Source organism: Pseudideonella sakaiensis (assembly GCF_048320135.1).
In the GTDB taxonomy this organism is placed as follows: domain Bacteria; phylum Pseudomonadota; class Gammaproteobacteria; order Burkholderiales; family Burkholderiaceae_C; genus Ideonella_A; species Ideonella_A sakaiensis_A.
In genome coordinates this window covers 2,363,970-2,377,792 of sequence record NZ_CP182947.1, presented here as the reverse complement: position 1 = coordinate 2,377,792, position 13,823 = coordinate 2,363,970, and the positions used below count along the sequence as shown (strand labels likewise).

Sequence of the window (13,823 nt, the reverse complement as noted above, 5' to 3'; positions counted from 1 at the left end):
ATGGCAGCCACCTTGCATGTTGACGTTGTCTCGGCCGAGGAATCGATTTTCTCGGGCGAGGCCAAGTTTGTCGCGCTGCCCGGTGAGATGGGCGAGCTCGGCATCTATCCGCGGCACACGCCGCTGATCACCCGCATCCGTCCGGGTGCGGTGCGGATCACGCGTGCCGATACCGGCGAGGAGGAGTTCGTCTTCGTCGCCGGCGGCATTCTCGAGATCCAGCCGGGCACCGTAACGGTGCTGGCCGATACCGCGATCCGCGGTCACGACCTCGACGAGGCGAAAGCTGCGGAAGCAAAGAAGATGGCCGAGGAGGCGATGAAAAACGCCGCCAGCGACATCGACTTCGCAAAGGCACAAAGCGAATTCGCGGCGATGGCCGCGCAGATCGCCGCGCTGCGCCGATTCCGCAAGAAATAAGCTCGCAGCGGTCCCGTCGCTGGACCGATCGCCCCCCGCAAACGGCCGCTTGTTCGGCCGTTTTGCAATTGGGCGACAATGTGTGGAACATTTCCGTCGATCCCGGATCGGACTCGTCTGTTCCGGGATCGTTATTTCCCCATCCAACGACAAGAGAGGTGACCATGAACGAGACTTCCACTCCCACCACCGCGACCACCGCTGGCAACCAGCAGATCTCGAACGATGGCGTCCAGAAGGCGATCCGCAACGCCGAGGACATGTTCCATCAGGCTGCGACGGTTGGTGGTGAAAAGGCCGCCGAACTGCGGGAGCGCGCGATGGAGCAGTTGCGTGTCGTGCGCGAGAAGCTGCACGACGCCCAGGACACCGTCGTGATGAAGAGCAAGGCCGCTGCGCGTGCAACCGACGACTATGTCCACGATCACCCGTGGAAGTCGATAGCCACCGCTGCGGCGATCGGTGTCGTTGTCGGTCTGCTGCTGAACCGGCGCTGAGCGCATGCGAGGTCCAGCCGAATCTGCGGTTTTTCGGACTGAGGCCCGATGAGCGGCGATCCGGGCTTGTTCGATGCCGGTCGCCGTCTCGCGGGCACCGCGCTGGCGATTTTCCAGAGCCGACTCGAACTGGCCACGCTGGAAATCGGCGAGGCCAGAAGCCGCATCCTGAGCTCGCTTGCCGTTGGCCTGTTCGGTGTGCTGCTGCTGGTCTGCGGCATCGTCGCGCTGTCGCTGTGTGTGGTCTGGCTGCTCTGGCCGGAGTTCGGCGTCTGGGCGCTGGCCGGCATGGGCGTCGTCTATCTGCTGGTCGGCATCGTGATGCTGATGAAGCTCAGGCAGACGGTGCGCGGCTATCCGCAGCTGCTCGAGATGACGCATGCCGAACTGCGCCGCGATGCGGTGATGCTGCGCGGTTCATCGGCCGGGCCCGATCAATGATGAGCGCGGTAAACGGCTGACAGGAGGACGCCAGTGGACGCAGAAGCCCGCAAGCAGTTGCTGCTGACCCGCATCGCCCATGAGCGGGTGCAGTGGATCGTCGATGTCGATGAAATGCGCAGCGCGGCCAACCCGCGTCACATCGCGTCGAATGCGCTGCGTTCTGTCCTGCCGTCGAGCCTGGAGCGGATGTTTTTTGGCTCATCCGACGAGCGTGGCGGGCGCGGCCAGCAGCAGAGCCCGGCCAGCAACCTGAGCCATCAGCTGCTGCATGCGGTGCTGGTGGCGCGCCGTTACCCGATCCTGCTGTCGATTGCCGGTGGCCTGCTGGCGCGCCGGGCGATCCGCCGGGTGCTGCTTGTCGGCGTTTTCGGCGTCGCGGTCTACGCCGGACTGTCGATCGCCAGGTCGCGCCGCTGACGCGGCGACCGCACTTCAGCGCACGTCGGGTCGATCCGGCAGCTCGTTGATGTCGGGCTGACCGGCCTCGCGCGGAAAAAGGCGGCGCAGCACCGCGTCGACCTCGTCGATTGCACCGAGCAAACCGGCCTCGAACTGGCGGGCGCGACACGCCGCGGCGAGGTGATCGACGATTTGCCGCCACTGCGCGGCATCGACGTGGCGGTTCAGGCCGCGGTCGGCAACGATCTCGATCCGGTGGTCGGCCAGCAACAGGTAGATCAGCACGCCGTTGTTCTGTTCGGTATCCCAGACGCCGAGTTTGCCGAACATGTTCACCGCACGTTCGCGGGCATCGGCGTTGCGCCACAGGTACGACAGCGGCATCCCGCCCTCGATGCAGACGCGGATCTCGCCACTGTGGCCGGCTTCGCTGTGCGCGATCGCGGCGTGGATGCGGTCCAGCGCGTCGCGGCCGACGGCCCGACGTGCATATCGCTCATCGTAGAAGCGGTGGCGCAGCAGGCGCATCCATTTGTTCATCGTCGAGTCCGTTGCTCCTGAGCTACCAGTTGCCGGAAGCACCGCCGCCGCCGAAATCGCCGCCGCCGCCCGAGCCGAAGCCGCCGCCGCCGCCCCACCCGCCGCGGCCACCACCACCGAGGCCGCCGCCCCAGATGATCGGGCCGACGCCACGGCGCGAACCGGCCGCGCCGACGCCGAGCACGCCGACCAGCAGCACCGCCAGCACCGATGCCACGCCGGCGAGCAGCAGGCTGCTGGTCAGCCACCAGCCGATGCCGCCGACCGCCCCGGCGGTGGTCAGCGAGCCGAGCGTGCGACCCATCACCGCGCTGAGCAGCCCGCCGACGACCGGCACGCCGATGAAGAAGATCATCGCCAGCGATTCGAGGTCGAAGCCGTCTCCGCCGGCTTGTCCCCGCGAAGACTTCACCGGTGGCAGTGATTCGCCTCTGATCAGCGTGCCGATCGCATCGATGCCGGCATTGAGTCCGCCGGCGAAGTCACCGGCGCGGAAGGCCGGCGTGATCCGCTCATCGATGATCCGTTTTGCCGCGAGGTCGGGAATCGCACCTTCCAGCGTCTTCGCGACCTCGATCCGGATCCGCCGGTCGGCTTGGGCGCTGACGATCAGCAAGCCGTCGCCGACCTCGCGGCGACCGAGTTTCCACTGGTCGGCGACCCGGTGCGCATAGGCAGCGATATCTTCCGGTGCCGTCGTCGTGACCAGCAGGACCACCACCTGGCTGCCGGTTTCGGCTTCCAGCGCAGCGAGTTTGGCGGCCAGCGCCTGCTGCTGCGGCTCGCTGAGGGTGGCGCTGCGGTCGATCACGCGGCCGCTGAGCGGCGGCACCGGCTGCAGGTCCTGGGCCTGTACTGGCAGCGCCGTCGCCAGCAGCCACAGCAAGGCGACGGCGAGCGCCCGCATCGTCGTTCGCATCGGCGCCGCGCGCCGCCTCGAGGCGGCTGCGACGGCGGCGAAGAATAAGATCACTTCGGTGCCGGCTTGCTGAAGTCGACGCTGGGTGGGGCCGAAATCTGTGCTTCGTTCTGCACCGTGAAGGTCGGCTTGACGTCGTAGCTGAGGACCATCGCGGTCAGGTTGCTCGGAAAGCTGCGCACCAGCACGTTGTAGGCGCTGATCGCCTTGATATAGCGGTTGCGGGCGACGGTGATGCGGTTCTCGGTGCCTTCGAGCTGCACCCGCAGATCCTGGAAGCCCTGGTTGGCGCGCAGGCTTGGGTACTGCTCGCTGACGACCAGCAGCCGGCTCAGGGCGCTGCTCACTTCACCCTGCGCCTGCTGGAAGCGGTTGAATGCCGCCGGGTCATTGACCAGTTCGGGTGTGGCCTGGATCGACGAGGCCTTGGCCCGCGCCTCGATCACCTTGGTCAGCGTTTCCTGCTCGAAATCGGCCTCGCCCTTGACCGTCGCGACGATGTTCGGAATCAGATCGGCGCGGCGCTGGTACTGGTTCAGCACCTCCGACCACGCGGCCTTCACCTCCTCGTCGAGGCGCTGGAAATCGTTGTATCCGCAGCCGCCGAGGCCGAGCGTCGCGGCCAGCGTGAGGATCAGAAGCCAGGGGCGTCGAAGCATTGCGGCACTCCAGAGAGGGGAAGCCGCGATGCTAACGGTTGTTGGCCCGGCTGCCTGCCGGCGCCAGCCGCTGAACTCAGCCGTCGGCGTTGATGCGGCCGATCAACTCGCCGAGCACGCGTTGTGCATCGTCGTTGCCGACCTGGCAGGTACCGGCTGCGTGGTGGCCGCCGCCGCCGTATTGCAGCATCAGTGCGCCGACATCGGTGCGGCTGCTGCGGTCCAGGATCGACTTGCCGGTCGCGAACACCGTGTTCTGCTTCTTGACGCCCCACAACACGTGGATCGAGATGTTGGTCTGCGGGAACAGCGCATAGATCATGAAGCGATTCGTCGCCCAGATCGTTTCCTCGTTGCGCAGATCGAGCACGACCAGGTTGCCGTGCACCGTGCTGCAGCGCTGGATCTGTTCGCGGGCACGCCCGGTCTGCTCGAAATACAGCTCGACGCGCTCCTTGACGTCGGGCAGGCCGAGGATGTCGTTGATGCCGTGGGTCGCGCAATAGTCGATCAGGTCCATCATCAGCGCATAGTTGCTGATGCGGAAATCGTGGAAGCGGCCGAGCCCGGTGCGCGCATCCATCAGGTAGTTCAGCAGCACCCAGCCTTTCGGATCGAGGATGTCGTCGCGGCTGTAGGCGGCCGAGTCGGCCTTGTCGACCGCCGTCATCATGTCGGGCGCGATCCGCGGGAAAGCCTTCGCGCCGCCGTAGTGGTCGTAGACCACCCGCGCCGCCGACGGCGCATTGGCGTCGATCACGTGGTTGGCACGGTCACCGGTATTGCGGATCGTCTCCGATGCGTGGTGGTCGAACACCAGGTGGGCGCCGGCCACATACGGCAGGTTGGTCGTGATGTCGCGGTCGGTGATCTCGACCTTGCCGTCCTGCATGTCCTTCGGATGGACAAACTTGATCTCGTCGATCAGGTCCAGTTCCTTCAGCAGCACGGCGCAGACGAGGCCGTCGAAATCGCTGCGGGTGACGAGGCGGAATTTTTGCTCACTCATGGGGTGGTGGCCGGTCAGAGAGGGGTGGGAATCCCTTTTCTTATCGGCCGCCGCCGCGCGGTCTTTATTCGGCCGGCAGAAATCCCTCGATCGACAGGTAGCGCTCGCCGGTGTCGTAGTTGAAGCCGAGTACCGTCGCCCCGGCCGGCAGGTCGGCCAGCTTGCTGGCGATTGCCGCCAGTGTCGCCCCGGACGAGATGCCGACCAGCATGCCTTCCTCGCGGGCGCAGCGCCGCGCCATTTCGCGCGCCGGTTCGGCATCGACCTGGATCACGCCGTCGAGCAGGTCGGTGTGCAGATTGGCCGGGATGAAGCCGGCGCCGATCCCCTGGATAGGGTGCGGGCTCGGCGTGCCGCCGCTGATCACCGGGCTGGCCGACGGCTCGACCGCAAAGACCTGCAGCTGCGGCCAGCGGGCCTTCAGCACCCGCGCGCAGCCGGTGATGTGGCCGCCGGTGCCGACGCCGGTGATCAAGGCATCGATGCCATCCGGAAAATCGGCGGCGATCTCGGCCGCGGTGGTGCGCGCATGGACCTCGATATTGGCCGGGTTGTCGAACTGCTGCGGCATCCAGGCGCCGGGCAGTTCGGCCAGCAGCTCCTGGGCGCGGGCAATAGCGCCCTTCATGCCCTTGTCGCGCGGCGTCAGTTCGAAACGCGCGCCGTAGGCGAGCATCAGCCGGCGCCGCTCGACGCTCATGCTGTCGGGCATCACCAGCACCAGCGGATGGCCGAGCACCGCGGCGACCATCGCCAGCCCGACGCCGGTATTGCCCGAGGTCGGCTCGACGATCGTGCCACCCGGCTTCAGCGCGCCCGACTTGATTGCATCCTCGACCATTGCCAGCGCGATCCGGTCCTTGATCGAGCCGCCGGGGTTGCTGCGTTCGCTCTTGATATAGACGTTCGCCGACGATCCGAACAGGCGCTGGATGCGCACATGCGGCGTGTTGCCGATGGTCTGCAGGATATTGTCGACGCGCATGTTTGCTCCGGTGATGGGTGCGTCAGATTATGAGCGTGATAATTCGGCGATGTTTGCGCCCCTCCAGAACGACACCTTCCTGCGCGCCTGCCGGCGCGAACCGACCGAGCACACCCCTGTCTGGCTGATGCGCCAGGCCGGGCGTTATCTGCCCGAATACCGGGCAACGCGGGCCAAGGCCGGCAGCTTCATGGCGCTGGCAACCAATCCGGAGCTGGCCACCGAGGTCACGCTGCAGCCGCTCGAGCGTTATCCGCTCGACGCCGCGATCCTGTTCAGCGACATCCTGACGGTGCCTGATGCGATGGGCCTCGGCCTCAGTTTTGCGATCGGCGAGGGCCCGCGTTTTGCCACTCCGGTCCGTGACGAAGCTGCCGTCGATGCCCTTGCGGTGCCCGACATGGAGCGCTTGCGTTATGTCTTCGATGCGGTGACGTCGATCCGCCACGCGCTCGATGGCCGGGTGCCGCTGATCGGCTTTTCCGGCAGTCCCTGGACGCTCGCCTGCTACATGGTCGAAGGGGCAGGCTCGGACGACTACCGGCTCGTCAAGAGCATGCTGTACAGCCGTCCTGATCTGATGCACCGCATCCTCGAGATCAACGCCGACGCGGTTGCGCAGTATCTGAACGCGCAGATCGCCGCCGGCGCGCAGGCGGTGATGATTTTCGACAGCTGGGGCGGGGTGCTCGCCGATGGCGTTTTCCAGCGCTTCAGCCTGGCCTATACGCGGCGGGTGCTGGAGCAGCTGACGCCGCAGCACGATGGCCAGCGCATTCCGCGCATCGTCTTCACGAAAGGTGGCGCGCCGTGGCTTGAGGAGATGGCCGGCCTCGAGACCGATGTGCTCGGCCTCGACTGGACCGCCAACCTCGCGGCCGCGCGGCGACGGGTCGGCGACCGGGTCGCGCTGCAGGGCAACCTGGATCCGAACGTGTTGTTTGCGCCGCCGGCGGTGATCGAATCCGAGGTGACGAAGGTGCTGCAGGACTTTGCGTCGGCCGACGCCGAGATGGGCGGCCGGGACGGCCACATCTTCAACCTCGGCCACGGCATCAGCCAGCACACGCCGCCAGATCACGTCGCCAGCCTCGTCGAGGCGGTGCATGCGCAGTCGCGGCGGATGCGTGCGGGTGCGGCTGTGCAATCCGGTTGACGCTCAGGGTTTGTCCGGGTCGCGTTCCGTTGGGCTCGAAAAAAGCCGCGGAGCGCCGCTCGAGGCAATTGTCAAGCGGAAAAAATGCGTCAATTTCGCGACTCCGGTCTTGACTTATCCCCAAATGCCGCTCCGCGGTGTGCTAGCACTTCAGCTGCTGCAATGCAGCAGCACCAATCCGGAGCCGTGTCGCAAGTTGTTGATTTAATTGAAAGTTCCAGGCTGCTGCGAAAGTGGGCAAATCAGGCAGGGGCATGCTGGATCAAGCATTTAGCTGCACTGCGGGCAGTTTGCCCACAAAGTTATCCACAGATTGCGTGGAGAGGTCGAAAAGCCGATATCAATCATGAACTTAGCGCCGCTTTGTAAGTCCGTGGTGAGATTTCGCCGGTAAAGTGGCCTTCAACTCTGCCGCTGCCCCAGCAGTGCCCGTTCAGCAGGTGGCGGTCGTCGTCGAGGCGCCGCAGCACAGCGGGCTGACGACACCGCTCGACTACCTTTTTGCACAGCCGCTGCCCGGCGGCGCGCTGGTGCGGGTGCCGCTCGGCACGCGCGAGGTTGCCGGCATCGTCTGGAGCGACAGCGCCGAGTTGGTCGAGATCGGCGACCAGCGGCGGTTGAAGCCGATCGCCGCCGTGCTCGACAGCCTGCCGCCGCTGCTGCCGAGCTGGCGCAGGCTGGTCGAATTCACTGCCGGCTACTACCAGCGCAGCGTCGGCGAGGTTGCGTTGTCGGTCTTGCCGCCGGAATTGCGCAAGCTCGACGACCAGCAACTGCGCCGGCGCATCGGCAAGATCGCGCAGCGAATTGCCGCGACGCCGCCGGACGCCGATGCCTCGCCGCCGCCGTCACTGAGCGCGCAGCAGCAGCAGGTGCTCGATCGCATTGCCGCCGTCGTTGCCGATCCGTCCGCGGTCGCGCCGACGGTGCTGCTGCATGGCAGCACCGGCAGCGGCAAGACCGAGGTCTATCTGCGCGCCGCGGCCGATGCGCTGGCGCGCGGGCAGCAGGCGCTGGTGCTGGTGCCGGAGATCAACCTGACGCCGCAGCTCGAGTCCCGCTTCGCCGAACGTTTCGCCGGCCGGGTAATCGTCTCGCTGCACAGCGGGCTGACGCCGGCGCAGCGGCTGCGCAACTGGCTGGCCGCCCACCTCGGCCAGTCCGACCTGGTGCTCGGCACCCGGCTGGCGGTTTTTGCATCGCTGCCGCGGCTCGGCTTGATCGTCGTCGACGAGGAACACGACCCGTCGTACAAGCAGCAGGAGGGGGCCCGCTATTCGGCCCGTGATCTGGCGGTCTACCGCGGCCGTCTGGAGAAGATACCGGTGCTGCTCGGCTCGGCCACGCCGTCGCTGGAAAGCTGGCAGCGCGCGAAGGAGGGCCGCTACCTGCGGCTTTCGATGCCGGAGCGGATCGGCGGCGCCGCGCTGCCGCGGGTCCATCTGGTCGACATGACCCAGCAGCCGGGCCGGCGCAGCGGCGAGATCCTGTCGCCGCCGCTGCTGGCGGCGCTGCGCCAGCGCATCGCGCGCGGCGAACAAAGCCTGCTGTTCCTGAACCGCCGCGGTTATGCGCCGGTGCTGCAGTGCCTCGAGTGCGGCTGGCAGAGCGGATGCCCGTTCTGCAGCGCCTGGCGTGTCTTCCACAAGCTCGACCGCACGCTGCGCTGCCACCACTGCGGCTTCACCGAACGGGTGCCGCGCGCCTGCCCCGACTGCGGCAATCTCGACATCCAGCCGATCGGCCGCGGCACCGAGCGGCTCGAGGAGCAGCTCGCGGCCGCGCTCGCCGAACACGACGGGCCACCGGCGCGGATCTCGCGCATCGATGCCGACAGCACACGGGCCCAGGGTGAACTGCAGAGCCGGCTCGGCGCGGTCCATGGCGGTGCGGTCGACGTGCTGATCGGCACGCAGATGATCACCAAGGGCCATGATTTTCGGCGCGTCACGTTGGTCGCCGCGGTCAATCCGGACAGCGGCCTGTTCAGCAGCGATTTCCGCGCGCCGGAACGCCTGTTTGCGCTGCTGATGCAGGCGGCAGGGCGGGCCGGCCGGGATGCCGGACAGGCCGGCGGCAGCGAGATGTGGGTGCAGACCTGGCACCCCGGCCATCCGCTGTATGCGGCGCTGCGCAGCCACGACTTCGAGGCGTTCGCCGAGAGCCAGCTGGCCGAGCGCAAGTCCGCCGGCCTGCCGCCGTATGCCCATCTGGCGCTGCTGCGCGCCGATGCGCGCAGTGTTGCAGCAGCCGAATCATTCCTGCATGCGGCCGCCGAACTCGCCGGCGAGTTGCCCGAGGCGTCGGCGGTGCTGGTTTATCCGCCGGTGCCGATGGCAGTTGCGCGGGTCGCCAATGTCGAGCGGATGCAGATGCTGGTCGAGAGTTCGTCGCGGGCGCAGCTGCAGCGTTTGCTGACGGCCTGGCTGCCGGCGCTGCACCAGCTGCGCCGCGAACGCACGCGCGCCGACGAGCGCATCCTCCGCTGGGCGGTCGACGTCGATCCGATGGCGATCTGACGACTTTATTGGCGCGGCGCCTCAGCCCGCCGAGACGCCGAACGCCCAGGCGAGGATCGAGAACGTCGCGAAGGCCAGCACCGTGCTGGCCATGATGATCCGCGCCACCCGCCCGTTGTCGGCGCCGAAGCGTTCGGCCAGCAGCGAGACGCTGCTCGCGCTCGGCAGCGCCGCGACCAGCACCATCACGGTCAGGCCGGCGGCCGGCACGTCGATGCCGAAAAAACTCGCCAGCACGCCGAGGCTCAGCACCAGCGCCGGATGGACCAGCAGCTTGATCGATGCAACCGGCAGGTATTTGCCGACCGGCGTGCGCGTATGGGCGTGCTGCCCGGCGCGCCACAACACCGCGCCGATCGTGAACAGCGCCACCGGCGTTGCCGCATCGGCGAGCATCTTGATGATCTGGTCGATCGGCCCCGGCAGCACCAGGCCGACCGCGGCAGCCAGCGCGCCGAGTGCAATCGACCACGGCAGCGGGTTGGTCAGTGCGCCACGCAGCGCGCGCAGCCCGGCCACCACCGCACCGGAACTCGCGCCCGGCAAACCGGCCGGCTGGGCCTGGACCTGGGCCAGCGAGATGCACAGCGTGCTGGTGACGATCAGGTCGACCAGGATGGTGCCGATCGCCGGGCCGGCGGCCTGTGATCCCATCAGCGCCACCAGCAGCGGCACGCCCATGAAGCCGGTATTCGGAAAGGCGGCGACCAGTGCGCCGAATGCGGCGTCGCGCAGGTCGACGCCTTTTGCCCCCGCGCCCCAGGTCACGGCAATCGTGACGAAGACCATCAGCAAGGCACTGACCAGATAGATCAGCACCAGCGCAATGTCGATCAGTTCGCGAAATGGCATGCCGGAGCCAAATCGGAACAGCATCGCCGGCAGCGCGAAATACAGCACGAAGGTATTCAGTCCCGGTATCGCCGCCTCCGGCAACACGCGCTGCCGCGCCGCCAGATAGCCGCACAACACGAGGCCGAAAAACGGCAGGGTGACCGACAGGATCAGGAACATGAAGGCGCGAGTATCGCCGGGGCGGCGAACCGCGGAGCTTCACGGGAGCGTTGCGGAAGTCGGCGTGTTCGCGACGTGCGCGATCAAGTCCTCGGCGCCGTGATGAGGCACAGCACACGGTCGCCGCGGGCCGCAAATCACTCCAGGGAACGAATGATCCTGCGCGCCTCGATCTTCGCCGCGGTGATCAGTACCGCGTTGGAGACGTTGTCCAGCGCAGTGCGTGTCCGGACGGCCCGGGCAAATGCATTGCCGAATACCAGCCCCATCAGTCCGCCGGCCGAACCGTAGTGGGTATTGAGGGTGCCGGCGCCGAACACGTTCGACCATTTGCTGCGGCTCGGAATCCAGGTTGCCCACAGCGGCCGACCGCCAATCCTGACCAGGCCGACCGGAACGAAGCGGTCATTGACGATGTCGCGTATGTTCGGCCACAAATAGCCGTCGATGAATTCGAGGACGAGGGGGTCGTCGTACGGCTTCAGCAGGTAGACCACGCAGGCATCGCTTTGTCCCTGCTCGGCAAAGCTTTCTCCGAATACCTTCCACCACTGCACCACAGTGCCTCTGTGCTGCGCGATGTAGAGCTGACAGGCTCGGCGCATCCGGTTCAGCAGGACGATGCCGCCCCCGGAGCCGACGAGGAACTGGAATCGCGAGACTGTCGGCTGGTTGCTGTATTTCTCGCCGAGCCGGGTTCCGCGATGGCTCGGGTCTCCGGCGTCGGCCTGCATTGCCTGCAGGCCCTTGCTCTGATCACCCGGGCCGGCTTTTGCCGATGATCCCGGCGCCCACTGCCTCGCAAGGTCTGCCCAGCCGACATCGATCACGCCTTGTTGGTTGGACTGGTAGTTGATCGGGTTGAAGTCAGCAGTCCAGCGGCGGTAGATGTGGTCGTAGAAATAGTCGTCGACCGTGCCGAGGACCGGTTGGTTGGCGGCTGCGGCCTGTCGTGCCTGCGCCGCCAGCAGGTCCCAGACTTGACCCGGTACGTTTTCGATGTCCATGGCGATGCTCGGACCGTGTGGCCTCCGTGTCGATCGTTGTGGCGCCGATCACCTTACGCCTGATCGCGCTGCATGGCCAGCCCGGGCGAGTCGGCCCGCTATGATCCAGCCCTTTCGCCGCCGTCTGCCGTCGGCGCCGCAGCTTGACCCCGTGAATGCCCCCGCTACCCTGAATCCCGCCCAGATGGAGGCGGTGCACTACCTGTCCGGCCCCTGCCTCGTGCTTGCCGGTGCGGGTTCCGGCAAGACGCGGGTGATCACGCACAAGATCGCCCGCCTGCTCGACGCCGGGCTGGCGCCGGGCCAGATTGCCGCAATCACCTTCACGAACAAGGCGGCGGCCGAGATGCGCGAACGCGCGAAGGCGCTGGTCGGCGCGCGGGCGGCGAAAAACCTCGTGATCAGCACCTTCCACTCGCTCGGCGTGCGGATGCTGCGAAGCGACGGCGAACGGCTCGGGCTGAAGCCGCAGTTCAGCATTCTCGACAGCGACGACGTGCTCGGCATCCTGAAGGATGCCGGCTCGACCACCGATATCGCGCTCGCCCGCCGCTGGCAATGGACGATCAGCGGCTGGAAAAACCAGGGCCTGAACGGCGCGCAGGCCGAAGCGGCCGCGAGCAACGACGACGAACGTGTCGCCGCGCGGGTGATGCTGCGCTACGAGGAACGGCTGGCGGCGTATCAGGCGGTCGATTTCGACGACCTGATCGGCCTGCCGGAAAAGCTGCTGCGCACCGATGCCGAGGTCCGCACCCGCTGGCAGAACACGCTGCGCCATGTGCTGGTCGACGAATACCAGGATACCAATGCGGTGCAGTACGAGTTGCTGAAGTCGCTGGTCGGCGAGGACGACGGCGAGCGCCAGGCCTTGTTCACCGCGGTCGGCGACGACGACCAGAGCATCTACGGCTGGCGCGGCGCGACGATCGAGAACCTGCGCCGGCTGCCGCAGGATTTTCCGCGGCTGAAGGTGATCCCGCTGGAGCAGAACTACCGCTCGACCGGCCACATCCTGCGCGCCGCCAATGCGGTGATCGGCAACAATCCGAAGCTGTTCGAGAAAAAGCTGTGGAGCGATTTCGGCGACGGCGAGCCGGTGCGGCTGATCGAATGCGACGGCGAGGAGCATCAGGCCGAACGCGCGGTCGCCTTCATCCAGGCCGAACGCGCGCGCTCCGGCAGCACCGGCGGTGCAGGCGGAATGGGCGGCGTCGCGCTGCGCGACTTCGCAATCCTCTACCGCGCCAACCACCAGGCGCGGGTATTCGAGCAGGCGCTGCGTCGCGCCAACCTGCCGTACAAGGTGTCCGGCGGGCAGAGCTTTTTTGACCGGGCCGAGATCCGCGACCTCTGCGCCTGGCTGCGCCTGCTCGTCAACAACGACGATGACCCGGCTTTCCTGCGCGCGGTGACGACGCCGAAACGCGGCATCGGCCACCAGACGCTCGGCTCGCTCGGCGAATTTGCCGCACGCTGGAAAACCAGCCTGTTCGAGGCCTTGTTCGCCGACAGCCTGGCCGCTGCGCTGCCGGCGCGGGCGATCGGCTCGCTGCACGAGTTCGGCCGCTGCGTCAACGACCTGCAATACCGCGCCCGCCAGACCGTCGGCCGCGAGGATGCAAAGGCGCTGCTGACCGGCTGGCTGACCGACATCGGTTACGAACGCCACCTGCACGACGGCGAGGAAAACGAGAAGGTCGCCGCCGCGCGTTGGAGCAATGTGCTCGATTTTGTCGACTGGGTCGCCAAGCGCTGCGGCGGCGAGATCGAGAACGATGGCGGCATCACCGTCGAGACCGAGAAAAAAAGCGTGCTCGACGTCGCCCAGTCGATCAGCGTGATCATCAGCCTGGCCGAACGTGGCGACGAGCAGGACGTCATCACGCTGAGCACGCTGCATGCGGCAAAAGGGCTGGAGTGGCCGCATGTGCTGCTCGCCGGCGTCAACGAGGGCCTGCTGCCGTTTCGCAGCGACGACGAGGAGATGACGCCGCAGCGGCTCGAGGAGGAGCGGCGGCTGATGTATGTCGGCATCACCCGGGCTCGCCTCAACCTGGCGGTCGGCGTGCTGCGCCGGCGCAAGAAGGGGCGCGATACCGTCCCGGCCGCGCCGAGCCGCTTCATCGCCGAGATGAAGTTGAACGAGGCCGGCGCGAAGGTCGACCCGCGCGAGAAGCTGAAAGCCCTGCGTGCCGCCGCGGCCGCGCGGGCGGCTGCAACAGCCGGCCCGACAGCGGCCTGAACGACCGCCC

Annotated in this window: 14 protein-coding genes; 7 read left to right on the top strand and 7 right to left on the bottom strand. The window is 67.0% G+C overall.

The window, feature by feature from the left end; translation table 11 throughout:
- The 4 genes from ACNH6H_RS10715 (at position 1) to ACNH6H_RS10700 (ending at position 1,778) form a co-directional block, all read left to right on the top strand.
- Positions 1-420: a F0F1 ATP synthase subunit epsilon gene (locus tag ACNH6H_RS10715; RefSeq protein WP_418317534.1), complete on the top strand. Its 420-nt coding sequence runs from the start codon at positions 1-3 to the stop codon at positions 418-420.
- 164 nt (positions 421-584) lie between these two features.
- Positions 585-917 carry a DUF883 family protein gene (locus ACNH6H_RS10710; protein ID WP_418317532.1) on the top strand — a complete coding sequence of 111 codons (333 nt, stop codon included), beginning with the start codon at positions 585-587 and terminating at the stop codon, positions 915-917.
- Between the two features lie 48 nt (positions 918-965).
- Positions 966-1,358: a phage holin family protein gene (locus ACNH6H_RS10705; protein ID WP_418317531.1), complete on the top strand. Its 393-nt coding sequence runs from the start codon at positions 966-968 to the stop codon at positions 1,356-1,358.
- Between the two features lie 33 nt (positions 1,359-1,391).
- A complete protein-coding gene (locus ACNH6H_RS10700) occupies positions 1,392-1,778 on the top strand; it encodes a hypothetical protein (protein ID WP_418317529.1) in 387 nt (128 codons plus the stop codon).
- Positions 1,779-1,793: 15 nt separating this feature from the next.
- On the opposite strand, the gene ACNH6H_RS10695 is transcribed toward ACNH6H_RS10700, so the two are convergent.
- The 5 genes from ACNH6H_RS10695 to cysK form a co-directional block, all read right to left on the bottom strand.
- On the bottom strand, positions 1,794-2,300 hold the full coding sequence (locus ACNH6H_RS10695; RefSeq protein WP_418317527.1) for a TPM domain-containing protein: 507 nt from the start codon (positions 2,298-2,300) through the stop codon (positions 1,794-1,796).
- Between the two features lie 22 nt (positions 2,301-2,322).
- Entirely contained in the window at positions 2,323-3,207 is an 885-nt protein-coding gene (locus tag ACNH6H_RS10690) for a TPM domain-containing protein (protein WP_418317526.1), read from the bottom strand.
- Positions 3,208-3,269: 62 nt separating this feature from the next.
- Positions 3,270-3,878 carry a LemA family protein gene (locus tag ACNH6H_RS10685; protein ID WP_418317524.1) on the bottom strand — a complete coding sequence of 203 codons (609 nt, stop codon included), beginning with the start codon at positions 3,876-3,878 and terminating at the stop codon, positions 3,270-3,272.
- Positions 3,879-3,954: 76 nt separating this feature from the next.
- Positions 3,955-4,887 (bottom strand): exopolyphosphatase, encoded by a 933-nt coding sequence (locus tag ACNH6H_RS10680; RefSeq protein WP_418317523.1) that lies wholly within the window; start codon positions 4,885-4,887, stop codon positions 3,955-3,957.
- Between the two features lie 64 nt (positions 4,888-4,951).
- On the bottom strand, positions 4,952-5,872 hold the full coding sequence (gene cysK, locus ACNH6H_RS10675; RefSeq protein WP_418317522.1) for a cysteine synthase A: 921 nt from the start codon (positions 5,870-5,872) through the stop codon (positions 4,952-4,954).
- Positions 5,873-5,921: 49 nt separating this feature from the next.
- Between cysK and hemE the strand changes: the two genes are divergently transcribed.
- Positions 5,922-7,028, top strand: coding sequence for a uroporphyrinogen decarboxylase (hemE, locus tag ACNH6H_RS10670; protein WP_418317520.1), 1,107 nt, complete (start codon positions 5,922-5,924; stop codon positions 7,026-7,028).
- 425 nt (positions 7,029-7,453) lie between these two features.
- On the top strand, positions 7,454-9,547 hold the full coding sequence (locus ACNH6H_RS10665) for a primosomal protein N' (protein ID WP_418317519.1): 2,094 nt from the start codon (positions 7,454-7,456) through the stop codon (positions 9,545-9,547).
- A 21-nt stretch (positions 9,548-9,568) separates the two neighbouring features.
- Here ACNH6H_RS10665 and ACNH6H_RS10660 read toward each other — a convergent pair whose 3' ends face one another.
- Positions 9,569-10,561, bottom strand: a complete 993-nt coding sequence (locus tag ACNH6H_RS10660; protein ID WP_418317517.1) for an AEC family transporter — start codon at positions 10,559-10,561, stop codon at positions 9,569-9,571.
- A gap of 137 nt (positions 10,562-10,698) precedes the next feature.
- Positions 10,699-11,568, bottom strand: a complete 870-nt coding sequence (locus ACNH6H_RS10655; RefSeq protein WP_418317516.1) for a hypothetical protein — start codon at positions 11,566-11,568, stop codon at positions 10,699-10,701.
- A gap of 100 nt (positions 11,569-11,668) precedes the next feature.
- Between ACNH6H_RS10655 and ACNH6H_RS10650 the strand changes: the two genes are divergently transcribed.
- Positions 11,669-13,813, top strand: a complete 2,145-nt coding sequence (locus ACNH6H_RS10650; protein WP_418317515.1) for a UvrD-helicase domain-containing protein — start codon at positions 11,669-11,671, stop codon at positions 13,811-13,813.
- Positions 13,814-13,823 lie beyond the last annotated feature (10 nt).